Here is a 26739-nt window from a genome sequence, read left to right as displayed (position 1 = left end):
GGAAGACTTTACCAGTCTCATGTTGGCAAGGACAATCAAATTTATACTCGTTCTTCCACTAATGGCATTAACTGGACAGCCTGGAAAAAGCCTAATATTCCCAATGAAGAAACAAACCATGCAGTTGCTATGGCAGCCTTCAATGGAAGACTTTACCAGTCTCATGTTGGTAAGGACAAAAAAATTTATACTCGTTCTTCCACTAATGGTATTAACTGGACAGCCTGGAAAGCAGCAAATGTTCCTAACGAAGAGACCTATGGTACTCCTTGGCTAGATGCATTTAACGGAAAGCTATATCAGTATCATATTGGTAAAGATAGTTATCTTTATATGCGTTCTTCCAATGATGGAGAAAACTGGAATGCATGGAAAAAAATGGGTAATGCTCGAACTCATCTTCCTGAGGTGAAACGCAATACTGGTGGTACTAATCCTAATCCAAATTACATTTACACAAATGCTGACTACTTGAATGCACTGTATCAAGACAATATCAACAATAGATTGGGGTCTAACAGCCACAATCACGATCACATTATTCGTGAGGCAGTTGATTCGATAGACGGAGATAGTAACCCGGGGATTTATGCCTTAGTTGGCGGTGAAGTAATTGAAGCCAAAAATGGGAAAGAAGTTAGTTCTAAGTATTGGGGATACAATGGAACGGTTGCTATCTACAATAAAGAGCTTAACCAAACATTCATCTATTGGCATTTAGCCGAAGGTTCAATTAATGAGAATTTACAAGGTAAAACTATTGCAGCAGGTTCTTTAATTGGAAAAGAAGGTAACACAGGTGCAAGTTACGGATCTCACACCCATGTAGAAGTGCATAACAATCGAGCATACGTTAATATGTCTAATCCTTTGAATCCTCAATCTCCTGCTAATAGTGGTCGGCTTCATGTACCAACTGTATTTCAAAATGCCGTAAGAAAGGGACTTGTGAAACTGTATAAATAACGCACATAACCGCTCAAAAACCACCGTTTGACACCGGGAATTGAATAAAGGGCGACCCGATCAAATTAAGCGGACACCGTTGTTAATTAATGCAAGCGGGTCGCCCCTACACCCGAATCAAAAATGACAGGCTACCAGGTGCGATCGCGCTTTCCCTCCCGGTTAACGCCAATCCCTGATCAAAAGAGCGATCGCCTAAAACACACCTCCATTTTGAGTCAGGGCGGGTTTTGTTGAAAAGTTATCACAAACATCAAAATTAAACGGCTCGCGCCCGCCCCTACAAATACCTGGACTCCCACGCGATCGCACCTTCTCTATTCCCACCCTGCGATCGCTAACTGGGTGACTACGATACAGTAGAGGTATACTTCAACTCTTGCCCCGATCAAAGGTAAAAATGCAAATTACTTTGAGTCAAGAACAAACCCAAGTCCTTGAAGCTTTGGTCAAGCATGGACAATATCCCTCCTTAGAGGAAGCTCTCAACACAGCTTTGCTGTTATTAATCGATGATGTTGCCCTTTCCAATGGGAATGATAGCCCAGACTATTTAGCATGGGTTGACGCAACTCGGCAGAAAATTAACCGAGCACGAGAACAGGCACAACGCGGCGAAGTGCTAAATGCAGAAGATGTACTCGCTCAACTTAGAAATAAAGTGCAACAAGCAAGAGAACGCACTGTATGAAATCCTTGGTCATTACAGTTGAAGCGAGTAGAGACTTATCAGCAATTTCTGATTATTTTTTAGAGCAAAGTGTCGATGCGGGTGATCGCTTTGTGGAAGCATTTGGTAAAAAATGTCAGCATCTGGCACAGTTTCCATACTTGGGGCGATCCTATTCCCAGCTTGCCTCTGGTTTACGGGGTGTACCATTGATGGGCTACATCATTTTTTATCAAATTGTTGAAAATGAAGATAAAATTGAAATTTTGCGGGTTATTAGTGGTTATCGTAACTTAAAAAACATTTTCACGCGCAGACTGAATTAAAGAATTGCTTTACTACTACCTTTTCGATTGTAAGCTGTTCGACATTTAAACCTTAATATTAGTAATAGCGAAATCCCTGTAGTGCGAGCATCTTGCTCGCTACCCATTCCCAATTTAAATGAATGACAGCTTACCCCTAAGTAACTAAACCCGCCCGACTCAGGTTTCTGGACTTCCCGTGAAAGTTAGGGTCAATTTCCGCCAATGAACCCTATCAGTGTCAGGTTGTGATACCTTCTGATACCTTTTGATAGCAATCAGTCGATTGAACTTGATACCTAACGGGGGGTTCTAAAACCAGAAATCCCTTTTTAATAAATATAGAGTCAAACCTTAGGATAGTGCCTTTTTCTTTTGTCTGACTACTTAGCGCACGTTGGAAAAAGGGCGCACGTCAGTGCGCCCCTACCCAAAATCGGCATAAAAAACAAACAGTTACAGATCTAGCCATGAATAACACCATTCACCCACCCCCCAATCAACCAGACTATAACAACTGGATTTGTCCCGATATAACAACCTATTGGAAACTCAGCCAACAACGAGACTCCAGCCAATTCATCCTTCACACCCCAGATAACCACCATCACCATCAATTCTCTCCCCCTGAAGCCCAAGCCTTACGCTATTTCACCGGACACTATACCGTCAACCAAATCCAACAGAAACTCGGCGAAACCCTCCCACCCAATTTCGTCAAACAACTCCTGCAAAAATTAATCACCCTCAACATTCTAGCCCCAGAACCCTCCCACCTAAACCAACCCTACCCTACCCCATCCTTAAATCCAAATCCCAATCAACCCCATCTCAAATCCAGCCTGCAATGGATTCAACACACCGACAACTATTGGATACTCCGTAACCCCGAAGATAGAACCTTTCTCCAACTCAACAACCAAACCAAAACCGTAATTAACGCCCTCGAACACCTCCCCCCCAATGCTATCTGCCAAACCTATAACATTCCCCCCAACCAACTGCGAACCCTCCTCCAGCAACTCGCCGCCACCGCCATGCTAGAAGGAACTAAACCCCCGAAACCCCGCCGAGGTAAATTTACGCCCCTACAACTCTTATATTTCCGCATTCCCCTGTTCAATCCTGATCCTTGGTTAAGCCGTCATGTTGAGAATCTGTCCTGGATTTGGACAAAGCATTTTGCTTTCACATTAAGTTTATTTTTAACAATTTCCCTAATCATTGGACTACACCAACGCCAGGAAATTTTAGCGATTGGACAAAAACTAATCACTACAGAGGGTAGCAACTTATTTCTCCCTTTTATCCTCCTCACCTTACTCGTGGTTTCCCTCCACGAACTCGGTCATGCTTTCACTCTAAAACATTATGCCAATCAAGTTCCTCATCTAAATCTGCAAGTATCAGAAATGGGATTATTTTTCATGTTCCTCATGCCTGCGGCGTATACAAATACCAGTGATGCCTATTGTCTGATGAAACAATATCAACGAGTTCTGGTTGTCGCCGCAGGGGTTCTCTGTCAACTGATTATTGCCGCGATCGCGCTTTGGTTATGGAATGGTTCTGTATCCGGGAGTTGGCTATTTACCACCAGTTATCTATTAATGGGAGCAGCATTATTTACCGTTGCTCTTAATCTCAATCCTTTGGCTAAATTTGATGGCTATTATCTCGCCGTCGCCTTAACGGGAATTAATAATTTACGGAGTCGTTCCTTTAAGTTTTATGGCAATCTGCTGCGACGGAAACCGATTCAAGAACGTCCCCGCGACGCCTGGATTCTAGCAGCTTATGCCCCGTTTAGCTTCCTCTATCTGCAATTCGTTTTCGGATTTATTCTCTATCGAGTAGTAGGCTGGAGTTTTGCTAATATTCCAACTCTGGCGATGAGTTTGTTAGTTCTCTGGGCGATTTATTTCTATTTTCCCCGCGATCAATGATTGGTATTCATGCGGTGTTGATTCGGGGCGGGTTTAGTTACATCGGGGTGAGAGAAGAAAGGTTAATTGTGAAACCCGCCCCTACGGAAAATCAAACTTATTTCACTCGGATGGGGTGGGTTTAGTTACATCGGTGTGAGAGAAGAAAGTAGTCACATTTGTAGGTTGGGTTGAGGAACGAAACCCAACACCATCATTAACCGGGGCGGGTTTAGTTACATCAGCGTGAAAGAAGAAAGGATAATCGTGAAACCCGCCCCTACAGAACATCTAAATTATTGTTGCCTCTGGGTGAGGGAATAAATGATAATAATGACCCCCGCCCCTACAGGAAAATTAAATTCAGGATTATTTCATCATGAATACTTCCATTAATTCTCGTCAAAATCAACTGAAAGTTGTGCCGCCACAACCTAAACCCCCGGTACAACCAGCTTCAGATTCCCCGGCTTTGCCAAAACCGGAAAAACGAGCATCTGTTAACCTGAAAAAATGGCTCCTAATTACCGCAATTATCGCAGGTGTCGGATACGTTACCTTTATCCCCGAATTCCCTCACTCAGTACGCGGAGAAGCAGATATCACCTCTACCTCAAACGCCCGCCAAGATGTTACCTTAAAAGTGGCTGGTGTGATTAAAGAAATCTATGTAAAACCGAATCAACCTGTCCACAAAGGTGATAAACTCGTACAATTAGAAAGCCAGGAGATCGAAAGCGCGATCGCAAACGCCCAAACTGAACTGGGAAAAGCTCAATCCGCCTTACAAGACGCCTTGCGATTAGTCGAAGATTTACGGGCGAACCATGCTGAAATGCTAGTCTTAGAAGACAATGCCCGTCAAGCCGCTAATAGAGTTCAGCACGAACTTGCTAGCATTCATCAAGGAAATTCTCCACCCCAAATTCAAGCATTAGAACGGGATATTGAAGGACTTTACCAGAAAAAAGAACAACTTTCTGCTAGTCTCACAATTCGCCAGCAGCGTCTGAAAACGATTAAAGCTGTGAACCAAGAAGCGGGGAGTTCAGTGATTCCGGCGATTCGTGTTGATGAACTTCTCGATGATACTTATAGCCGCCAAGCTGAACTGGCTGAACTCACCAGTTTAATTAGCAGAAAACAAGCCCAAATTCAATCCATTGTCAAAGAAATTAACGATCAATTAACCCGCGCCCAAGCTGAATTAAACGCCGCCACCGCCGCCAGAGTTTCGGTTGAAGAAAATCTTAACGCCGCCCAAATTGTGGTTAAGGATCGTCAGCGTCAAATCGAAGAATTAACCGCAGAAGTTCAGCGCCAATTATCCCGGCGAGAGCAACTTATTTTAGTCGCGGATACAACGGGAACTATCATTACCGAAGACTTAGACTTGCTGAAAAATACTTGGCATTCTGCGGGTAAAAAAATCATGGAAATTGTTGATTTATCTGACTTAACCGTCATTGCCAAGATTCGCCAAGAAGATGAAAAGTTTATCTTCAGAGGAGATAAAGTTAAGTTCTATAAACAAGGAGAACTGCAACCTTATACCACGGCGGTGGAAAATAGTTCCTCAGCCCTCCAATCCGATGAAAACCAAATTAAACCTATATGGACAGTACGACTTTCGATTACTAATGATGACACGAATCCCATGAAACCGGGAATGACGGGTTATGTCTCCATAGAAACTCGACCGATGACCCTATTTGCTAAACTCAAGCATGAAGTTCTCAAAGTTATGCGTCCAATTTTTATCTAAAATTGTTTTCTTAATCCCCAAACCAAAGTCGTTCGAGTTCCCTCCCCTTGGTAAGGGGAGGGTTAGGGAGGGGTAAAAGGGAGTATGTCAAATTTGTACCCATTTGTAGTGGCGTGGCACACCTTATTTGATGAATTAGAATTACGCCCGGAAACCGTAGGGGCGCATGGCGTGCGCCCGATTCAATGGTAAGATCTATTCCACAATTTTAGCTGTGTCAAGCCAGTAGGTTGGGTTGAGGAACGAAACCCAACAAAATCTAAATGCTTTAGCCTTTACTACAAACCCACTTAGTTCCATTCTGCGATCGCAGGCAGTAAAATCTTACTTAGAGGATGCTCGATGTACTCTTGTAGTCGGGCAATTCCAGCACTTTGTACCGCTTCTATAACCTTGACTTTTAGTGGAGGATTACTCTCAATCTGTTTAATCGCCGCAGCAACAGCAATCACTTTTTCTAACGGTGTTCTTGTCGGACAAGTTTGAGTCAATTCGTGCAAAAGTTGCTGAATCTCTGCGGCGACTTCTGACCATTTTGGTTCGGAGAGATCCTGATCCAGTTGTTCTAGAAGTCGGTGAACTTCAGATACCGCCTGTTGTAGATTAGGTTGGATAATCGTGCTGTCGCTTGGGGAAGGAGGCTGGGAACTGTTATCTGCTCCCTCTGAAACCCTAGGCATTACACTGTGATAAACAGGTGGTTGAATATCAACTTTAATCTCCGGTGCGCCAGCCGTTGCGGTGTAATTGACTGGAGGTTGGTGTGGCTGTTGGATTTCGACTTTGACTTCTGGTACACTGGCGACGACTGCATTCGTTTGTTGGACTGGAGAATCTTGAACTTGGGTAACCTCCGGACTCACTTTTACTTGAACCGTGTTGAGATGCTGACGCCATAACTCAGTAAACTCTCCCGGCGTAAAAGTTCCCTGATTGGGATAGCGTTTTTGTTGACCCGTTTGCAAGTAAATATAATCACAAATTACTTCATCTAAGTTGGTGGTGCTGTCGATTTGCCACTCTTGCAAGCAGGTTCCTGTTAAGATCGCTTTGTTGAAGTTCGCCGATAAGACTTGGGTTTTTTCTAAGTTAGCTTCACTGAGATTTGCCATCCGCAGATTCGCTTCACTTAAATTTGCCATCCGCAGATTCGCTTCACTCAAATTAGCACCACTGAGGTTAGCAATTCTCAGATTCGCTTCACTCAAATTAGCACCACTGAGGTTAGCAATTCTCAGATTCGCTTCACTCAGGTTAACAGCCGTAAGATTAGCGTCAATAAAATTAACTAGGGTTAAATAGGCTCCATTTAAATCCGTACCCGTTAGATTGGCTTGATTTAGGTTAACCCCTCTCAGGTTAGCACCCCGCAGATCTGCGCCACTGAGATCCGCACCTTGGAGATTCGCATCAGTGAGATTTGCCATTCTCAAATCAGCATTCTGGAGGTTCACCCCACTAAAGTTTGCCTCATTCAGATTAGCTCTGCTTAGCTCCGACTGACTCAAATCGGGTACGAGTTGCGGATTCTCCTCCCGCCACTGATTCCAGGTTTCTACGCCTTGTTTGAGTAGAGCCCCATGTTCTTCATTTGCCATTGACTGCTAACCTCTTCACTTGCTCTCCTGTCGCAGCTTAGCTCAAGAAAACAGTAACCTACAATAGTTTTGAGTTTTGAATTTTGAGTTTTGAGTTTTAACCCTTCGCCACCCTCGATGACATGGTTTTGCTACCCTACAATTCCGGTATCTCTGGCGTTTCCGGTGTCTCTGGTGTCTCTGGTATTTCTGGCGTTTCCGGTGTCTCTGGTGTTTCCGGTATCTCTGGTGTTTCCGGTATCTCTGGTATCTCTGGTGTCTCTGGTATCTCTGGTATCTCTAGCTGACTGGATATGGTTTGAAACCGCTCAGGCGAACCCAGGGAGTAATCCTCTAGGCGAAAATCCCCAAAGGGTGTGTTTTCTAAGCGCGATCGCAAGGCTTCATCTACAATTACACCGGGGGTTTTATTCTTCACGCCAATAATAATAATACTACGCTGGTACGACGTAGCATCTTGATCCGGTAAACAATCGTCTCGGTTAAATTGACCCAGATTTAATAGGCGATAGTTTTCTACAGATGGAACATCCCGAAATAACTTTTTGGCTAACAGTTGGATTTGCTCGGCGCGTCTAAAGGCTCGCTGTTCTTCTCCTACTGGTGTTCCCTCACAGGAAGCGGTTCCCACGGAAATAATTTCACTGGGATTTTCCATCAGGCGCTGTATCCCTTCCTCCTCCAAATTTGACCGTAACGCATCAATGGGGATAATTTGTTGATTATAGTTGACTTGAAACGTACTCCCCAGTTTCCATTTATATTCCCGTGAAAGTACCGCGACACTAAATTCAGCGGTTCTCCCTTCACTATCAGTTCCTTCAACGTAAGGAAAATAATCCACATCTCCCTTTCTTTGCGGTGCTTGCGCTGGGGTAAATATCCAAACCCATTGGGAATTTAACCCGCCTGAACCGATAATTCCAATCCCTAAAATAACCAGTATTGCTAACACTAAAATCACCACTTGCCAGCGCCCAGAGTGGCGTTCTGGGGCGGGTTCGGGTTGAGGGAGGGGAGCGACTCCCACTTTCAGGGTTTCGGTCAATGTGGCGGGTTGATGCTCTAAGGCGTCCAGGCGTTGTAAAATAGCTTGGGCTGTTGGCGGGCGATCGCGAACCTGTCGCGCCATCAACTCATCGATTAACTGCAACAGGTTTGGGGAAATCCCGGTGGTGTGATTCCGCCAGTTTAATGTATCCGTTTGAGCATCATACAACTGGCTGGGATGATGTCCGGTTAACAAAAAGACGAAAGTACGTCCCAAGGCAAAGAAATCTGATTGTCTCACGGCTTCCCCATTCATTTGTTCCGGGGCGGTATACCCCGATGAAATAATCGCCGTAATCCCGCCACCAGCGCCCACTTTAGCTAGATAGGTGCGGGTAACTTCTCGCGCTGTACCAAAATCAATTAACACCAACTGCCCATCGGGGCGAAGCATAATATTAGAGGGTTTAATATCCCGATGCAGGTACTGCTGATCATGAATAAGCTGTAGAATAATCCCAAGCTGTTTTAACCACGCGATCGCTTGCGCTTCAGAAATGGGTCGATTGTGCTGTTGTTCTAACCACTGCTCTAAGGTGGGTCCGTCTATCTTTTCCATCACCAAGCAGTGCAATCCCAACCCATTCCGCGTCTGATAGAGGAACGAACTATCAACTTGAGGAATACCCGGATGATTCAGTCGCCCTAACACCACCGCCTCTTGTTCAAACAGTTCCACCGCCTTGGCGTCTTGGTTGAGATGATCCTTGAGAACTTTTAGGATTTTCGGTGTACTTCCTTCGTAGACTTCGTAGATATTGCCAAAGCCACTCTTATCACTAATCAGGCGCATCACCCGATAACGCCCATTCAGCAGCAATTCTGAGCCACAGCTTTGACAGAAGCGCTGATGCTCATTCTCTGAGGTGTCGGGTTTTGGGCAGGTGGGGTTAATGCAAAGGGGCATAGGTGGCGATAGAATAGCGACAGTCTCCCTATTTTATAAATGAATCGGGTTAAACCCTCCCCAAATCAACCCCACCCTAACCCTCCCCTTATCAAGGGGAGGGAACCGGGAGGGAACCGGGAGGCAACTGGGCTAAGGTTTCCCCCCTTAGTAAGGGGGGATTAAGGGGGGTTAAGGAATTGGCAACGAGACTCCAACTCTCACAGGGAAAGCTTTTCACTCTAAGTTGACACGGATGGGCATTGCCGTGCCCTTACAGATTACGATAAATGAATCAGTTTAATGGCAAGTGTCCTCAAGCTGCCCAATCTTTACAGAGGAGTTCGGCTTGTTGGAGTACGGTTACGGTGGCTTTTTCTTGTTTGTTGGGTGGATAGCCGTATTTGCGTAACAGCCGCTTGACTAGGGTTCGCAGTTTTGCCCGAACGCTTTCTTTGACAGTCCAGTCGATAGTAACATTCCGGCGCACGGCTTGCACCAGTTCACGGGCAATGGTTTTGAGGGTGTCGTCTCCGAGTACCTGTACGGCGCTATCGTTGATATCTAGGGCGTCGTAGAAGGCGATTTCGTCGTCGGTTAAGCCGAGGTTCTCTCCCCGGTTTTGGGCGTCGCGGATGTCTTTGGCGAGTTCAATCAGTTCTGTGATTACTTGGGCGGTTTCAATGGAGCGATTTTGATATCGTTTTATGGTATTTTCTAGCATGGTGGCAAAGGAGCGGGATTGGACGAGGTTACGGCGCGATCGCGTTTTGATTTCGTCGTTGATCAGTTTCTGTAGGACTTCTAGGGCGAGGTTTTTGTAGGGTAAGTCGCGTACTTCGTCGAGGAAGTCGTCGGAGAGGATGGAAATGTCGGGATTTTTTAAGCCAGCGGCGGCGAATAAGTCGATGACTTGTTCTGATGCTACGGCTTTGGAGACAATTTGCCGTACTGCGGCGTCTAAATCCTCTGGACTTTTGCCGCTGGTTGTGGTATGCTTTAGCATCGCGGCTTTGATTGCTTGGAAAAAACCGACCTCATCCCGAATCGCGATCGCTTCATCTAAGCTGCTGGTGAGGGCAAAGGCTTTGGAGAGTTCGGTGACGGCTTTGATATAGCGTTGTTTGCCGTCTTCTAATTCTAAGATATGGTTGACGGCGGCGGGGATAACCGAGAGGCGTTCACCGGGAGTACCATTGAAGAATTGGGAGTAGTCGAAGCTGCCATACAGGGCTTTGACCACTTGGTATTTTTCCTGCAAGATGGCTAGGGCGGTGTCGGTGGGGATGCCTGTATTGTTTCTATCGCCTTCGGTGTAGTGGTTTAGGGCTTGTTTGAGTTGGTCAGCGATGCCCAGGTAATCGACGACTAAGCCACCGGGTTTGTCTTTGAAGACGCGGTTGACTCTGGCGATGGCTTGCATGAGTCCATGTCCCTGCATGGGTTTATCGATGTAGAGGGTATGGAGGCTGGGGGCGTCAAATCCAGTTAACCACATATCCCGGACGATCACCAGTTTTAGGATATTATTATCGGGGTTTTTGAAGCGTTTGGCAAGGTCTTTGCGGCGCTTTTTACTGCGGATGTGGGGTTGGAGTTTGGCGTCATCGGCGGCGGAACCGGTGATGACGACTTTGATGGTGCCTTTATCATCGTCTTCATCGTGCCATGAGGGGCGAAGGTGGATAATGGCGTTGTAGAGTTCGGCGCAGATATCCCGACTCATGGCGACAATCATGGCTTTACCCTGGATGGAAGCTTGGCGGTTCTCGAAGTGGTGGACTATATCCTGGGCGACTTGATTGATGCGGGGTTCGGCACCAACTAGGGCTTGGAGTCTTGCCCATTTACTCTTTAATTTCTCTTTGCTGAGTTGTTCTTCGTCTTCGGTGAGTTCTTCAAATTCCGGGTCAATATTGGGGCGTTCGGATTCGTTTAAGTTGAGTTTGGCAATTCGGGCTTCGTAGTAGATGGGAACGGTGGCTTCATCTTCTACGGCTTGTTGGATGTCGTAGGTATCGATATAGTCGCCGAAAATGGCTTTTGTGTTTTTATCGCCTAATTCAATAGGGGTTCCGGTAAAGCCGATGAAGGAGGCGTGGGGGAGGGCGTCTCTCAGGTGTTTGGCGAAACCGTAGGAAATGTAGGCGTCTTCTGTGTTTTTGTTTTTAACTTGGTCTTTGAGTCCGTATTGGGAACGGTGGGCTTCATCGGCGATAAAGATAATATTATGACGGGGGGAAAGTTGTTTATATTTTGTGCCTTTTTCGGGGGCGAATTTCTGAATCGTGGTGAAGATAACGCCACCGGAGGCGACTTGGAGGAGTTGTTGGAGGTGTTCTCGATTTTCGGCTTGAACTGGGGTTTGGCGGAGTAAGTCGGAACAGGCGGAAAAGGTGGTAAAGAGTTGGTCGTCTAGGTCGTTTCTATCGGTGAGAATGATTACTGTAGGGTTTTCCATGTCCGGATGTTGGATGATTTTTCCGGCGTAGAATGCCATGGTAAGGCTTTTACCACTACCTTGGGTGTGCCAGATGACGCCGACTCGTCTATCGCCCTCTGGGGTGGTGGCGGTGAGGGTTTTGGTGATGGCTTTGTTGACGGCATGGAATTGATGATATCCTGCTATTTTTTTGGTGATGGTATCGCCGTCTACTTCAAAGACGATGAAGTTTTTGATTAAGTCGAGAAGGCGGTGTTTGGCAAAGATGCCTTTGATGATAATTTCCAGTTCGGCGCTACCTTTGGGGGCGATGGTTTCGCCATCAATAGTGCGCCAGGGCATGAACCATTCCCAGTTGGCGGTGAGGGTGCCAATTCTGGCTTCGGTGCCGTCGGATATAAGTAGGATTTCGTTGTAGGGGAATAGGCTGGGGATGTCGTTTTTATAGGTTTGCAGTTGGTTAAATGCGCCTTTTAGGGTGGCGTTTTCGTCGGTGGGGTTTTTGAGTTCGATTACGGCTAAAGGTAAGCCGTTGATGAAGATGACGACATCGGGAATCCGAGGTGTTTTATTTTCTTTAACGTAAAGTTGATTGACGGCTAGCCAGTCGTTATTGTCGGGGTTTGTACTATCGATTAGCCAGACTTTATCGTAAATGGTGCGATTTTCGGCTTGATATTCGACATCGACGCCATCGGTGAGGAGTTTGTGGAAGCGGCGGTTGTTTTCAAACAGGCTGGGGGTATGGGTGCGGGTGACGGTTTTGATGGCGTCTTCGATAGCGTCGGGGGGGATGGTGGGGTTGATGGTTTGTAGGGCAGAACGGAGGCGGTCAATTAATACAATATCGGCGTAGGTTTGGCGTTCAGAGTTGGGGGCGTCGGGGGCGATTTCGCTGGCGTTGAGGGGGGTGTAGCCTAAGCTTTCTAGCCAGTCGAGGGTGGCTTGTTCGACATCGGATTCAGTGAATTTTACCATGATTTGTTGAGGGTGAAATCAAGAGTTAGGGTTAAAGGCTTGGCAATTTTGATTAACTTACCTCGGCTAAAGAACGAACACTGAGAATTTCATTGTTTTTTAAGGGTTGAACAGCGGACATTGGGGCAGTAATTACATCAATCGATTCACCAACGGCGTTAAAGACTTCTAGAATATAACCGTCTTCACCACCGCTAGGATGAGGAACGTAATCAATTAAGGTGACAACATCACCTTTTTTTAGGTTATGGTCTGGGATGTTGCGAGATAGGACGACGCGCTGGTAAAGTTCGAGCATGAGACTGTCACTCCTTATTGGAAATTAGAGTAATAAATTGGAATTGGTTATCTATTTTTCGGTTTAACCAGATTGTCGTTACGGATAATTTAAGGTATCGGGTTAAAACGTTTCATTGAGCAATTTATGATTTCAACGATACTTTTTTAGAATCCGGAATTGGTTGATTTGTTATCATAGCGTATAAAACATCTGGGTCTAAATCAGCTCCATTTTCCCAGTAAATTGTCCCCCATTCAGGATTAACCTTGACTTGAGCAAAGTAGGTTAAGTCTTGTAAGGAAGCAAAAATTCCGGTAAAATCGATTAACTGGCTGATATCAATAATTCCTTCTTGGTTATCCTCAAATTTGAGGTAAAGTTGATAATTTTCTAGGGGTTTAACAGATACAATATCTTTGAGCATTTTTTACTCCAAGGGTGCGATGGGTTCTAATGATGATGCCTAAAAAATGGCTAAGTTCTGGCATTAGCTTACCTTTGTTGTTTGTTCTCCAATCGGTTGATGATATAAAACCATGAGTTGATTGTCTGTTAATGTTTCTAGGGAATATTTCATATCATATCCTCTACTATTTTCTCGGCTTCTTTGACTCGGATTTCGCCGGATAGGAGTTTGGGGAGTAGGGTGTCGCGGATGGTGGCGATGGTGCGGGATTGAAAAATATTAACTCGAATCTTCTCTATCATTGTTAACACTTGTTGAGTCAAAACTTTCGCCAACTCTTGCGGTGGAATTACAATTTCGTACTTTGACATATCTTGCCAGTTAGTCCTTGCCAGTTAGTCCTTGGCATTCTAGTTCCTGTCGAAGTAGCATCTGTGTAGTCTATAAATTCAGTACTTGAGACGTAAGACAGAACTAAACTAAACCATTCTGGAGATTTAGGACTAACAACTAAAATATCAGTTGAGCAAATACCGTCTATTGCTGCAACTCCTACTTTATGAAAGTAAGAGCGCAGTTTTCCAAAGAGGATGTCGCCTTGATAAAACTTGAATTTGTTACTGGCAATATCTGCTGCGTTCCCCCAGTCTGATAACGCAATACTTCGACGTGGCATATGTTCAAGACCAATATAGGGTGTATCTGAAGTGATGCTTTCAGGCTTGATTCCACAACGCGGATTTTTTGCAATATCAGCAAGAGTCCCTACTCCCCACCCCTTCGGAATCTTCCCTAGTGCCGAATCTTCAAACGAATCAGGGAAAAGGTGAGCCGTTGCAGCGTCCATTCCTACTGGCTGTCTACCCTCCATCTTGGCGCGAACGGGGTCAAAGTTCACAAACCAGGATTTGAAGATTGCCCGCGCGATCGCTTCCAGTGTCCGGTTCATCTGCTGGTTCAGCTCGATTTTGTCGTCTAGAGTGCCGAGGATATGCGCGATCGTTTTTTGTTCTGGAAGTGGTGGAGGTTCTGGAATTTCCAAACCTCGAATGTCGGACATATTTAGATGGGGTACAGTTGAACCTTCAGCCCTACACGACATCTCATGTCGCATTTCTGGCGTTAATAGCAAGTAGAGAAGATAACGTGAGTTAATTTTTTGTTCGTTTGTACGAATTAATACTGTACGTTGACCTAAACAAGCCCTCTGATTAGATGGAATAATACCAACTTCTCCAACTGGCGCTTCACGCGCTAATATTAAATCTCCTGGTTTTGGTTCAAGCCGCGCAGTCCATATTTTGTAGGTTTCTTCAGAAAGACGGTTGGCATTTTCAAAATCTATTCTGCCGTTTTTGATATTTGTTGTGCGAATAGAAGGAATACCCCAAGACTGTGTAGGAGCCGTTTTAGGTTCGCAATCAACAATTGCCTCACATAATTTTGACAGAGGTATTCTATCTGCCATACCCGAACTCCTCCAGATTCAACCAACTCTCTTTCTCCAACCGCATCAACTCCCTCAACTGTTCCTCCAACTTCGCCCTCAACTGTTGCATCTTCCCTCACTCTCAACCCTACCCTACACTCCTCCTGAGCAAATCCTCCACCGACACCTGACAATCAGAAAACGCCAAAGGTGCGACTAAATCCGACTCAGCCAACACAACGAAATTAGCATAACCCTCCACCTCTGGCTCCCGAAACAAGCATAGCGGCTAAAGCTTTTTATGCTGCATAGCGGATAATTTCTACCTCTATCCCATTATTCACAGCCACCTCTGCTCGTTGTAGTACCTGCTCTGTAATCAAATCACTCAGATAATACTCCCCACAATTATCACAAACCTCTGCTGGTACTCGCTTGATAATCACAATACTTTCGTCTCGTTCTAGAGTCACAGTCACCAAACCCGCTTGTGTTTCGCCATGCTTACAAATTACACACCTCATTCTTTTATCTCCGAGTTGGTTAAGGTGCGTTACGCTACGCTAACACACCCTACATATAGAGCCTTTGCATAAGTCCTATTCAAATAGCTTACTATCCCTCTCCCTCACCCATCGCCGAAACGCCCTTAACGCCTGAGACGTTCCCGATACTCGCCCCATCTCTAAAAACTGAGAAATTCCCTCAATCACGGGAAAATTAGGAAAGGTTGGACTAATCGCCGACTCAACATACGTTCCCGACTGCAACACATATATCTGCAATCTGTGATTTTGATAACGCCAGATTTCCGGCACCCCTAACACCTCATACGCACTCAATTGTGTCTTAGACGTTACATCAATTTCTATCGCCAAATCGGGCGGCGGGTCTACCGTTAAATCCAGACGTTCTTTGCCAATCATTCGAGCATAATTTTGGATATAAAAACAATCATCGGGTTCAATCCCCGCCATCATATCTTGCCGCTTAAACGTCGTTGACCCGAACGGCTCCCAATTAATATCTAACTCATCTAGTAAAATCTTTAATAAATCCCCAATAATAATTTTGGGTTTTTCATGTTCCGGTAACGGCATCCTAATCTCCAAAGTGCGATTGAAATAAGCCACTCGGGTTAAGCGATGCTCTCCCAATTCCGCTAAAATCGCTTCAAACTCCGACCAACTCACCTGCTCAAACAACACCCGATGTCCAGGTGGTACAGTAATTTGTCTCAATTGCAGCGTCACCATTGCCGTTTCACCTCCCTTTTCGTAAATCTAGCCCCCATACCCTAACCCCTTGAGATTGTCCCGAATATCTTTTTCTAGTTTGGCACTCAGACTAAACTGCTCCGCTAACGTCGCCGTCAACCGTTCCATCTTCTCCGCAAACGGCTCATCATCCTCCTCAATTTCCTCTGCTCCCACATACCGCCCCGGCGTGAGAACATAGCCATGAGCCTTAATCTCTTCCCACTTGGCACTCTTACAAAATCCCGGCACATCCTCATACTCCCCCGCGTCTTTCTCACCCCGCCAAGCATGGTAGGTTTGAGCAATCCGGTTTATCTCATCCTCGGTCAATTCCCGATGTACGCGGTCAATCAATACCCCCAGCTTCCGCGCATCAATAAATAATGTCTCCCCGGTGCGGTTACGAAACGTCCCGCCCTGTTTATTCCGGGTGAGAAACCACAAACAAGCGGGAATCTGCGTGTTATAAAACAACTGCCCCGGTAACGCCACCATACAATCAACCAAATCCGCATCTACAATCGTCTTGCGAATCTCCCCTTCTCCCGACTGATTAGAACTCATTGACCCATTCGCCAAGACAAATCCAGCGATACCATGGGGGGATAAATGGTGAATAATCTGCTGCACCCAGGCATAATTAGCATTTCCCGCCGGAGGTGTGCCATAGTACCAGCGGGTATCATCCTGTAAGCCTTTCCCACCCCAATCGCTCATATTAAAGGGAGGATTCGCCAGAATAAAATCAGCCTTCAAGTCTTTATGCAAGTCACTGTGGAAACTATCCGCATTACGGGAACCCAAATTCCCATCAATCCCCCGAATCGCCAAATTCATCTTACACAGCTTCCAGGTTGTCGGGTTGGACTCTTGCCCATAAATCGATAAATCCCCGATTCGTCCCCCGTGCGCCTCGACAAATTTTTCCGACTGGACAAACATTCCCCCAGAACCACAGCAGGGGTCATAAATCCGCCCTTTGTAGGGTTCAATCATCTCCACCAACACCTGCACCACACAGCGCGGCGTGTAAAACTGTCCTCCTTTTTTCCCTTCCGCACTGGCAAACTGACCCAGGAAATACTCATAAACTCGCCCTAAGATATCCTTAGAGCGGTTCTCCTCATCGCCTAAGCCAATGGTTCCCACCAGGTCGATGAGTTCTCCCAAGAGTCGCTTATCCAGGGCAGGTTTACCGTAGTCTTTAGGCAGTACGCCTTTAAGGGATGGGTTCTCTTTTTCAATCGCCTCCATCGCCTCATCAACGAATTGACCAATCGTCGGCTGCTTGGCGTGCTTCTGTAAATGGGACCACCGCGCCTGTTGAGGAACCCAGAAAATGTTCTCAGCGATATACTCATCCCGTTCTTCGGGGTCAGCATATTCTTCTTGCTCTAGTTTCTGGTAGAGTTCCTGAAACGCATCAGAAATATACTTGAGGAAGATTAACCCTAGGACAACGTGCTTGTATTCTGCCGCATCAAGATGACCGCGTAGTTTATCTGCTGCTGTCCACAGGGTTTGTTCAAAGCCTAATGTAGCGCCATTGCTGGTTTTTGCGCTGTTCCCCTTCGTTTTACTGCTACTCTTTTTTGGGCGTGGCACGCTTAGCAATCCTCAAGTTAGGTCTTTTTAAAGGCAATTTTTTAGGGTTTAATTTATCGTAAATTTAGGGTTATTTTAGCATACTTAAAACAGAGGAACCTCATTTCCTTAATCTTAACCCCATTACCAACTTGCCCAGCCACGCGATCGCACAATCCTCTATAGTGGTATAACGCCTCATCGTGAGTCAGTCTCCCGGCTTGATCGGAACCGAAATATCATTTAACCTAGCTGTGCGATCGCGCTACCATGTATGGATAGCCTTACACTTGACAAGGAAAGAGAAAAAACTAGGGGTGGGGAAACCCGCGTAGGCGGGTTTTGTTTGTGTAGCTGCGGTTTCTAACCGCCCAGCGATTTCTCCGCGTCTACAACCGCCCAATTAACTATTATGTCTAATCGCTATCATGTCTAATCGCGCCGAAACCATAGCCAAAATTATAGAACAACGCCAACCCTTAGTTCAGAGTATTGCCGATGTCGAGGAACATCTGAGAAATCTGACTGACTTGCTCCGCTCCCTAGATCAACGGCGTCATATCTTACAGGACAAACTAGACGAACCCGAAGTGTGCGATCGCCTCAGCAAAATCGACTTTTCCCCATTGCGCTTACAGATTAGCACGCAACTGGATCAACTGCATCAACTTCGGCATCGCTTCTCCCGCCATACCTTAAATATTGGCGTCGTTGGACTCATGGGTCAAGGGAAAAGTACCTTCCTCCAAAGTATCAGTGGACTCACCGATGATGAAATTCCCGCCCTCCGAGGCGGCGCTTGTACCGCTGTTCGCAGCACCATTTATCATCAACCCGGAGACACCTACGCCGAGGTAACCGTTCATTCTGAACAGACTTTTTTACAAGAAGTCATTCAGCCCTACTATCAGGAATTAGACTTAGCTGATCCTCCCAAAACCATAGACGAATTTGCCGGAACATTACCGGAATTTTCGGGAAGTGATGCGACCAAAAACTCAATGTATGAACATCTCAAAGAAGATTATCATAAACACTTACCCATGTACAGACACTTACTCCTGTCTGGCGCACCCCGAAAACTTCCCCCCATTCCCAAAGAACGGATTCATGAATATGTCGCCCAACGCCGCTTTCCCCAAGGCGAATTAATTACCTTTGATCATTTAGCCGTTCGCGAAGTTAAAATATTTTGTCCCTTCAAAAATTCCGATGTCGGTAAAATTGCCTTAGTGGATGTACCCGGTTTAGGAGATACACGCTTAGGCGATGAAAAACTCATCCTGGAAACCATCGGACAAGAGGTGGATTTAGTAATTTTTATTCGCCGTCCCGATAGACTCCGTTATGGATGGGAAAAACGGGATACGGATTTATATAATACCGCAGCCGAGGCATTAAATAATCTAGAGAATCGCTCATTTATGATTCTCAACCACGTCACCGGAACCGATGACAACCTGGAAGCCTGTCAGAAACATCAAATCAGTATTCACGATAAACATATTGATGTCATCCGCTGCCAAATTGCCGATTGTGCTAATCCAGAGGAAACCAATGGGATTCTTGATTTAGTTCTCAACTATCTGGCAAATAACATCACCTATTTAGACGAGCAACATGCCCGTATTTACCAGAAAAAACTCAAGAAACTGCAAATCTCAATTAATGACGAACTGGAAAAAGCCCGTCTAGTTTTGTCAGGCGGATTAATTGTGGACGATCTTAATGAACAAGCCAAATTTTTGCGCCTATTCAACAAACTTTGGGCAAATCTAACGCGAGGGCTGGAAGAATTATTAGATCACCTGGATATCGCCAAGGATCGCGATGAACAAGATATCTTTAAACAACAGGTTGAATCGATTATCCAAACCTGCAAAAGCGATACCGGACTTCCCACGGAGGAACCCCTGAACGAAATTATTGCCCGACGGTTTGAAGAAGGGGATTGGCAAACCACCTACGCCAAATACCTCCATGAAATCCGCAATCATCTCACCCGCCATTTCCACGCTATGGACATGGGGTTAAAAGAATATGTGGAACAGGCAAAGTTTCAGGTGACGGAGGTACTGATAAATCAAGGACAGTTAGGAGAACTTACACCAGGTAGAGGCTCAGCCTTTCTTAGAGCTATGGCAGAAATCATTCCTGATAATCTAGTTCGACTCAAGCACGCCTTCCAAACGCTGTCGAATTTTGAAATGTCCTATAAAGCCAACTTTCATTATCGGATTCGCCCCCACTTAGATAATCTCAATCCTGATAAAACCAATCTTCGCTTATCTCCCTCAAATGCCACAGAGTCGCGGGAAATTAAAGCAAAGGAAACTTTAACCTATTTAGAAACCTTGCAAGAAGAAGCTGTGTTTAAATGTCAACACGCCTTAGAGAATTTTTACGGAGAACCCGGTCAAGCGGCGTTTGCTGAGGTTGAAGAGTTTGTCGATCAGGTTTTGCGAGCAAAAGATGTCAAGAATGAATGGCAAATCTTTCTCTTTCAAGAAAAAGCTCAAGTTTGGTCGAAGGAGTTTGGTGAAAATCAAGAAGGCGATGATCGTCAGCAGTGGCTATCGTTAGTCGATCAAGCCATAGCGACTAACTCGCTCAAAGAACTCCAGTTCTTAAATTAATTGAGAATTCGCGCGATCAATTCGTTCGTAGTGAGCGCTGTCTTCGCCGTTCGTAGCGAGCGCTGTCTTCGCTTCCGGGTGGCGATTCAAAAAAAGCAATCCGCTTTCATAAGAACTGGAGTCTGGCGACTGCCCCTACATCCTACATGAGATACACAGAGTTGTTGAAAATTATATTAAAATTAAGGGCGGGTTTTGTATAAAAATTAAGACAAGAATCAATATTAATCCCTAAACCCGCCCCTACAGACGTGTTATGGCGCGTCTCTACCCAAAGGATGGAGAAAGATGCCTAAAGAACTCAATATAACCATGCTAGGTGCCAGTGGAGTTGGTAAAACCACATTATTAACCTCAATGTATGAGCAATTTGAGGCAACCAGTCGTCAAGCCAATCTGCAATTAAAACCCGATATTGAAACAGCGGCAATTCTAGAACGATATCTCGCCCAACTCAAAAGTTTAACCTACGAATTTAAAGCCGATGAACGCACCAAAGGAATTCGGGGAACCTTAGCCGTTGCTGGACCTGAATCGTTACCGTCTTACCGTTTTGATTTAGGGTTAAATGATAAAAAAGATTACCTGCGGCTTCAGTTTCGCGATTATCCCGGCGGCTATATTTTACCCAGTGATGTGGCGGGGAGGCGATTTGTGCAGAAGATGTTGCGAGAATGTGCAGCGGTTATTGTGGCAATTGATACGCCAGCGCTGATGGAACTCAATGGCAGATGGCATGAGGTGAGAAATAAGCCAGATGAGATTATGACATTGTTTAAAACAGCATACCAAAAGTTGGATGAACCCAAGTTAGTCATTTTGGCTCCTGTCAAGTGTGAAACTTATATGCAAGATGAAGTGTCTGCCAACAATCTGATTAAACAGATTCAAGAAAAATATGCACCGTTACTGGAATTTTTTCAAGAGCCAAGACGAGCTGATAAAATTGCCGTGGTGACGACTCCGGTGCAAACCGTTGGCTGTGTGGTGTTCTTGAAAATCGAGGTAGAAAATCTTAATCAACCCCGATTTTATTTTCGCAAGACGAGTTTTAATGCTAAATATAGTCCCCAAGATAGTGATCAGTTGCTGCGGTATCTATTGCGATTCCTGTTAAAAGTTTACATTCAAAATCGCAATTGGTCAATGTTTAACATCGTTCGGGAAGTTTTCAACCCTGATGCTCAACTCAAGCAAGCGGTAGAGCAATTTGCTCAAGGATGCAAAACAAACAGAGGATTTGCTGTTCTACAAGGTAAATCGTTGTTAACACTTTAGAATTTGTCATTTGTCTATACAAATCAAAACTATTTTACAAATAGGAATAAACTGATGGATATCTATATCCAGAGTCGCGGCTTTGAACAAGACTATGATTACCGTTGGCTACAGGTTGGTAACGATGGGTCAATTCAACCCAAATTGCCACCTATCGGATTGACAGTAACCCATTTAATCGATCGCGAAACACCAACGGTTGTGTTAGAAAGATTAGTGGATAACCAGTTGCTGCTGCTACTGACAGGGCTTGAACCCAAAGGACGAGTCGATTTTCTTGACCGCCAAATCCGCATCGCCATGGCTTGGGTGGGTGCAACGACTGACGAACCCCTGCTGCGAAGTTTAGCCGCATCTGCATTAATTGACCAAGAGTATCACCCCCTAGTGGCACAACTTAATCAAGCAGTATGCTTAGGAGGTAACTATGGCTTTCAGGTGTCATTCCCACAGATGCAGGGATTGCTTACCGTAGTACGAAATCCCCAGCAACTATCCAGTGAACCGCCGACTCTCACCCCCAAAATCGGACGGAACATCGCGACGCTGAGACAGGAGTTAGCCGAAGAACTACGAACCTGTCATTTACCACCAACCCCAGGTATTCTCATCGTAGTGACAGGGATTAAGAAACCAGAAACCCTACAAGAGGCTGGCGTGTGGCGCAGTCTATCCACCCTAGTAGAGGGCGATAGTTGGCAAGATTTATCCCCTCAACCCTGGTTTTTACCCGCCAATTTGCAGGAGGGAACCCAATCCAAGAATCCCCTAATCTGGTTCATGGTTTTGATATCGATTCTTTCCTATTGGTTAACATCTCTGGTGAAATTACTTTCGAGTCAAAAAGATACCTAGCCAGGGCAGATTGAGTTACCTCTGGGTGAGGTAAGCTGATATGTATTTAAATTGGATACTCCCTATTTCCTGTTTCCTTGTCCTCATGCTCAAATAGTGAAACCCGCCCCTACACACAACTCACCACTCAAAACGAATATGAATCGGAGTATTGGTTACCTGCTTCCCGAATTTCCCGGACAAACCCACATTTTCTGGTGGCGAGAAAATACAGTTAAAGCCTGTTTAGAAGACGCTCACATCTTTGCCCTTGCCAGTCTGCGTGAACCTTTAGGTGTGGCAATTATGGAAGCCATGGCGATGGAGTTACCCATTGTTGTCACAGGTTCAGGTGGCGTTAAAGAACTTGTGGAAGCGGAAGTCAATGGGCTACTGGTAGAACCCCAAGCCCCCACCCAACTTGCCGATGCCATCTCCCGATTATTACATAATTCTGAATTATCTATACGTTTAGGTCAAGCCGCACGGGAAAAAGTAACTCAACAGTATCACCGTTGAGGATTTTTTCTTTAAACTGACGATAGACTTTATGGTTGAAATCTGCATATATTGGATACATTAAGCTATTGTATAATTGCCATTTTGTTTGGTTTTTGTAAGTGAGATTTTCAACGAGACTATAATAACGCTTTAAAACATCCATCTCCTGTATGTAAACAATGCGATTGTGTTCTGATATTTCCTTGATATCTTTTTCATTTGCATTTCTCACAAGTTTTGCCCTCGTACTCCTCGGAACCTTTCTCAAAGAGTAGGTTTCGAGCCTTTTTGACCGACCCAGAATTTAGGCAGAGTGTGGAAACCCTGATTATACGGTCAATTTAGATTGTACAAGCCCAAGGGCTGATCTCGGTGAGAAATCCGGGTGTAGAAACGTTGCGGGAGAACATCTCTATACTGACCGATGGGGTATAAGACGTTTTTCGCCAATTCTTTACACAAGCTTCACCGTTAATTTATCGAAACTTTATAGACAACGGCTCAAATAGGGGTATTATTTGGTTAGTGAATAAAAACACTTGGCAGCTACGAGGAAAACTGAAATCTAACAACTGCTCGAAAATACAGTTTAATCGCTAAGGGTCAAGAGAGGGTTAATAAATGGCTATTGAGTCTCTAAATCACAGAAGCAGTTATAGAAGCTAGCCCAAGTTTTGCCAAGAACTAGGTCAATCTACTTTATCAGGAAACAAGATCATGAAATCTCTCTCAACTTTTTTCCGTCAATCCACTGCCGTTGCCTCGCTAATTGCTGCCTCTACGGTCACTGTAGGGCTTATGGCACCTTCGGCTTCAGCTTTTTCCTTGGTTCCTCAAGAGGAAGGTGAAGTTGAGCTTCTGAATATTGATGCTCTTGGTGGTCTAGTTGGTCCAGCGGTTACGCTTCCTGATCTAATCGAAAGTGTAGAAAGTTTAGCTAATCCAGATGGCACATTCAGCCGCCTATTTGTTGACGATCTAAGCACTGCTAATAACTATGGCATCGTCCAGTTCCAAGCAGGAGACGTGGGTACAATTCCACCAGGATTTTGGTATCGTCCCTCGGAAGTAGAAGAAGAAAACGGGCAATTGGAAGTCGGTAAGTTCAAGTTTGTGTTCACTGAAATTATTCCCCGACTAACTGTTCGATATTTCGATACCGAGTCTTCTAACACAACTGGTGTTCCTGACTTCTTCGCCGATGCTCAAACCGATGGACTATTAGTCAGCGGTGAAAATCCCGTTCCCCAAGGAGAAAATGCAAATATCTATACCCAAACTTGGCAAGGTGTTAGCTTTATTACCTTAAAGTTGGGTAATGATACGCGAGGTACAGGTGATGGTGTTGACTTCCAGTTAGAAAGTGTACCCGAACCAGGAACCGTCTTGGGCTTAGGTACTCTGGCAATGGCAGGTGGTCTAGGCTTACGCAAGCGCAACAAAAAAGCCTGATATCTAAATTTCCCCAGAAGGTGCTAAAGGTTAAGAACTTTAGCACCTGAACACAGGTTCTGTTAACCCTACTATTAGAACTAAGATGATTGATTAAGATACCACATATTTATCGAAAAACAGTATTGTAAAATGTCCCTGAACCGGGAACCGTCTTTAGCTTAGGGACTCTGGCAATGGCAGGTGCTTTCGGTTTACACAAGCGCAATAAAAAAGCCTGATGCCTAAATTGGTTAAATAGGTGCTAAACTAAGCCTTTAGCATCTGCACAAATCATTGGTTAACTCCACATTAGAATAGAGCTAAGAGACTTCTAGGGATTCGAGATGTTCATCTCCAATCCCTATTGCGTTGCGTAGGGAGCATGGCAAGTTTGAAAATAATGTTCACGTTAACCTGCTGGCGTTGGGTTACTCTACCCTTCGGGTTCTCCTACGGAGTACGAGAAGGCTGACGCTCCTTACGTCGCTATCGCTGCGCGTCACGCCTACGTACCTCAACCCAACCTACAGCACTGCCTACATAATAGTACAGATAAACTATATGTGATGTCTTGAATACACTTAACAATTCTTAATTCAATTAATATTGATCAACCGATGGACTGTAGCGACTTCAGATGTCTATTTATAATCGGGTGGCAAAAACCATTAAACTATTCATATCGGGTCTCTCGGCAAAATGCCCCAAAAAACAAAGGGCTGCTACGCTGAGCAATCCGCCCATTTTGCATCAAGCAACGATTATTGAAGCCAAAAATACGGGCGTTATTCAAAAAGGGGACTGTATGCCAAGTAAAAAACTTTTTAACCGAGATGTTTTCATGCTCATCGACCAAAGTGGGTCAATGGTGAGAAGAGATTCAGAATTTAATAATAATATTCGCTGGAAAGTTTTACCGGAAGTCATTGAAGGGCATGTCTATCGCATTCTCAATGAAACCAGTCTGGATGGGGACAAGGTTTGTCAAGAAATTGCCCTAACCTTTTTTAGTCCGAATCGCCCCTGTGACAAAATCATCTACCTTGAAGATACAGCTCAGGTTCCCAGCATCTTTGATGAAAACCAGCCCGATAGTAGCACGTTTATTACACCCACACTTGAGCAAGTTATTAATCAATGGTTTGCCAATCGTGAGGCGAATCGGGAAGCGTTTATTATCATTTACACAGATGGTCAGTTTGATGACCGAGATAAGTTTTTGAACTTGATTCAGACAACCAGTGCCAGACTGAAAAGTCAGGATGAACTGAAGATTGTCATTATCGGGTTTGGTAGTGAATTAAATCCCAAGTTTTATCTTGAACTGGATAAAAATGTCAGGGGATTTACAGATTCTAAGGGATTAGATTGCAATATTGTGGTTTTTGACTTGTTAAGTAAAATGCCCAATATTATTGAGCTACTGAACCGTCAGCTCGAAAATCCAACTGCAGGTTTACCGATGTGGGCAAAGGATCAATATCCTGATTTGTTTGCTTGAAAATTAGCCATCACCCCCAGCCCCTCTCAATCCCCCCTTACCCTTCTTTTAATCCCCCTCCCGTCCCCCTTATATATCCCCCTTCCGTCCCCCTTTTTAAGGGGGAGACCAGCGGATGCGGGAGCGTTTTTTGCATGGGGATTGAGAGGGGAGCCAGAGCTTTGTCAGATGAACCTGATAAGTTAATCGGAATTTCTAGTTGCTTCTAAGAGGTAAGAAAAGTAAAACTGGGTACTGGTCATTCCCGTGCGTTGAATTGAAAAGCCATTACTCTCCAATATTTTGATAATATCCACTCTGCGGTGTAGGTAAGCACGAGTGGTTTTAGAAGGACCCGGAAACAACTCGCCAATTTTCTTGAGCAAACTGTATACGACGTTTTTGGGAGCAAAGCTCACAATTAAGCGCGATTCTGCTAGAGAGGCGAGATGGGAAATCATCTGCGCGGCTTTATCTTGGGGATAGTGAATCAGCACATCTAGACAAATAACGGTGTGATAGCTCCCGCTCAAGTCTTCCAAATCCTGCACGGCAAAGCTAAGATTGTCAGAATTCTCCAAGCTAGTTTGTGCCTGTTCCTTGGCTTCACCCACCATTTTTTCGGAGATATCACTGGCAAAGACTTTCGCGCCGGCTTTGGCTAGGGGAATGCTGAGACTTCCCACACCACAGCCAGCGTCACAGATAGATAACTCGGCTAAATTGCCATCAGCCTTAAGCCAGCTTAGGACAGTATCGACGGTTTGCTGGTGTCCATTACGGATATCCAGTTGGACTTTATTTACCTCGCCCTCGCCGTAAATCCGCCGCCAACGGTCAAATCCAGTGGCGTTGAAATAGTCTTTAACTACGGTTTTATCATCAACGGTGTTCATAAAAACTCCTTCGTTGTGGGAAACCCTGTGTCCCTTCGCTTCGCTTATCGGGCAAGCTTTAGACCAGGGAGGAACACGCGGTAGCGGTTTAAGAAGCATACTTTTTTAGGGGGTGGAGGGGTATGGTTGCCCCTCC

Annotated in this window: 22 protein-coding genes and 1 pseudogene; 12 read left to right on the top strand and 11 right to left on the bottom strand. The window is 45.1% G+C overall.

The annotated features are described in order from the left end of the window. The 5 genes from RID09_RS26695 to RID09_RS26675 form a co-directional block, all read left to right on the top strand. A partial coding sequence (locus tag RID09_RS26695) for a M23 family metallopeptidase (protein ID WP_446338949.1) occupies nt 1-966 on the top strand: 966 nt, incomplete at its 5' end. 400 nt (nt 967-1366) lie between these two features. Then, the gene (locus RID09_RS26690; protein ID WP_446338948.1) at nt 1367-1657 is read left to right on the top strand and encodes a hypothetical protein; all 291 of its coding nucleotides are present in this window, start codon (nt 1367-1369) and stop codon (nt 1655-1657) included. Beyond that, nucleotides 1654-1962, top strand: a complete 309-nt coding sequence (locus tag RID09_RS26685; protein WP_446338947.1) for a type II toxin-antitoxin system RelE/ParE family toxin — start codon at nt 1654-1656, stop codon at nt 1960-1962. The genes RID09_RS26690 and RID09_RS26685 overlap by 4 nt, the downstream gene beginning before the upstream one ends. A gap of 449 nt (nt 1963-2411) precedes the next feature. Further along, nucleotides 2412-3887 (top strand): M50 family metallopeptidase, encoded by a 1476-nt coding sequence (locus RID09_RS26680; protein WP_446338946.1) that lies wholly within the window; start codon nt 2412-2414, stop codon nt 3885-3887. A 358-nt stretch (nt 3888-4245) separates the two neighbouring features. After that, on the top strand, nt 4246-5631 hold the full coding sequence (locus RID09_RS26675; protein WP_446338945.1) for an HlyD family secretion protein: 1386 nt from the start codon (nt 4246-4248) through the stop codon (nt 5629-5631). 290 nt (nt 5632-5921) lie between these two features. On the opposite strand, the gene RID09_RS26670 is transcribed toward RID09_RS26675, so the two are convergent. The 10 genes from RID09_RS26670 to RID09_RS26625 form a co-directional block, all read right to left on the bottom strand. Beyond that, nucleotides 5922-7229 (bottom strand): pentapeptide repeat-containing protein, encoded by a 1308-nt coding sequence (locus RID09_RS26670; RefSeq protein ID WP_446338944.1) that lies wholly within the window; start codon nt 7227-7229, stop codon nt 5922-5924. Nucleotides 7230-7365: 136 nt separating this feature from the next. After that, a complete protein-coding gene (locus RID09_RS26665; RefSeq protein ID WP_446338943.1) occupies nt 7366-9186 on the bottom strand; it encodes a protein kinase domain-containing protein in 1821 nt (606 codons plus the stop codon). A gap of 295 nt (nt 9187-9481) precedes the next feature. Further along, a complete protein-coding gene (locus RID09_RS26660; protein WP_446338942.1) occupies nt 9482-12586 on the bottom strand; it encodes an HsdR family type I site-specific deoxyribonuclease in 3105 nt (1034 codons plus the stop codon). A 52-nt stretch (nt 12587-12638) separates the two neighbouring features. After that, the gene (locus RID09_RS26655) at nt 12639-12884 is read right to left on the bottom strand and encodes a DUF4926 domain-containing protein (protein ID WP_446338941.1); all 246 of its coding nucleotides are present in this window, start codon (nt 12882-12884) and stop codon (nt 12639-12641) included. Between the two features lie 124 nt (nt 12885-13008). Beyond that, nucleotides 13009-13290 carry a DUF2442 domain-containing protein gene (locus RID09_RS26650; protein WP_446338940.1) on the bottom strand — a complete coding sequence of 94 codons (282 nt, stop codon included), beginning with the start codon at nt 13288-13290 and terminating at the stop codon, nt 13009-13011. Between the two features lie 149 nt (nt 13291-13439). After that, the gene (locus RID09_RS26645) at nt 13440-13643 is read right to left on the bottom strand and encodes a type I restriction endonuclease subunit S (RefSeq protein ID WP_446338939.1); all 204 of its coding nucleotides are present in this window, start codon (nt 13641-13643) and stop codon (nt 13440-13442) included. Further along, entirely contained in the window at nt 13622-14740 is a 1119-nt protein-coding gene (locus RID09_RS26640) for a restriction endonuclease subunit S (RefSeq protein ID WP_446338938.1), read from the bottom strand. Before RID09_RS26640 ends, RID09_RS26645 begins: the two co-directional genes overlap by 22 nt. 260 nt (nt 14741-15000) lie before the next feature. Further along, nucleotides 15001-15225 carry a type II toxin-antitoxin system MqsA family antitoxin gene (locus tag RID09_RS26635; protein WP_446338937.1) on the bottom strand — a complete coding sequence of 75 codons (225 nt, stop codon included), beginning with the start codon at nt 15223-15225 and terminating at the stop codon, nt 15001-15003. A gap of 75 nt (nt 15226-15300) precedes the next feature. Continuing rightward, on the bottom strand, nt 15301-15957 hold the full coding sequence (locus tag RID09_RS26630) for a Uma2 family endonuclease (RefSeq protein ID WP_446338936.1): 657 nt from the start codon (nt 15955-15957) through the stop codon (nt 15301-15303). 27 nt (nt 15958-15984) lie between these two features. Continuing rightward, on the bottom strand, nt 15985-17565 hold the full coding sequence (locus tag RID09_RS26625) for a class I SAM-dependent DNA methyltransferase (RefSeq protein WP_446338935.1): 1581 nt from the start codon (nt 17563-17565) through the stop codon (nt 15985-15987). Between the two features lie 407 nt (nt 17566-17972). Between RID09_RS26625 and RID09_RS26620 the strand changes: the two genes are divergently transcribed. The 7 genes and pseudogenes from RID09_RS26620 to RID09_RS26590 all read left to right on the top strand — a co-directional run bounded on the left by RID09_RS26620 (nt 17973) and on the right by RID09_RS26590 (nt 25728). Then, nucleotides 17973-20180, top strand: coding sequence for a dynamin family protein (locus tag RID09_RS26620; protein ID WP_446338934.1), 2208 nt, complete (start codon nt 17973-17975; stop codon nt 20178-20180). A gap of 288 nt (nt 20181-20468) precedes the next feature. Beyond that, entirely contained in the window at nt 20469-21458 is a 990-nt protein-coding gene (locus tag RID09_RS26615; protein WP_446338933.1) for a hypothetical protein, read from the top strand. A gap of 54 nt (nt 21459-21512) precedes the next feature. Beyond that, nucleotides 21513-22313, top strand: a complete 801-nt coding sequence (locus RID09_RS26610) for a hypothetical protein (protein WP_446338932.1) — start codon at nt 21513-21515, stop codon at nt 22311-22313. A gap of 138 nt (nt 22314-22451) precedes the next feature. Continuing rightward, a complete protein-coding gene (locus tag RID09_RS26605; protein WP_446338931.1) occupies nt 22452-22811 on the top strand; it encodes a glycosyltransferase in 360 nt (119 codons plus the stop codon). Nucleotides 22812-23510: 699 nt separating this feature from the next. After that, complete coding sequence (locus RID09_RS26600) at nt 23511-24245, top strand: LEVG family PEP-CTERM protein (RefSeq protein ID WP_446338930.1); 735 nt, start codon at nt 23511-23513, stop codon at nt 24243-24245. A 140-nt stretch (nt 24246-24385) separates the two neighbouring features. Beyond that, nucleotides 24386-24466 (top strand): annotated as a pseudogene (locus RID09_RS26595) (PEP-CTERM sorting domain-containing protein); the annotation flags it as partial. 398 nt (nt 24467-24864) lie between these two features. Further along, nucleotides 24865-25728 (top strand): VWA domain-containing protein, encoded by an 864-nt coding sequence (locus tag RID09_RS26590; protein WP_446338929.1) that lies wholly within the window; start codon nt 24865-24867, stop codon nt 25726-25728. Nucleotides 25729-25910: 182 nt separating this feature from the next. Here the strand turns inward: RID09_RS26590 and bchM are convergent, their stop codons facing one another. Continuing rightward, on the bottom strand, nt 25911-26603 hold the full coding sequence (bchM, locus tag RID09_RS26585; RefSeq protein ID WP_446338928.1) for a magnesium protoporphyrin IX methyltransferase: 693 nt from the start codon (nt 26601-26603) through the stop codon (nt 25911-25913). Between the last annotated feature and the right edge of the window lie 136 nt (nt 26604-26739).

It is taken from the genome of Coleofasciculus sp. G1-WW12-02, assembly GCF_040219735.1.
GTDB lineage: Bacteria > Cyanobacteriota > Cyanobacteriia > Cyanobacteriales > Coleofasciculaceae > Coleofasciculus.
The sequence above is the reverse complement of the archived record's forward strand: the minus strand, read 5'-3'. Positions and strand labels throughout refer to the sequence as shown.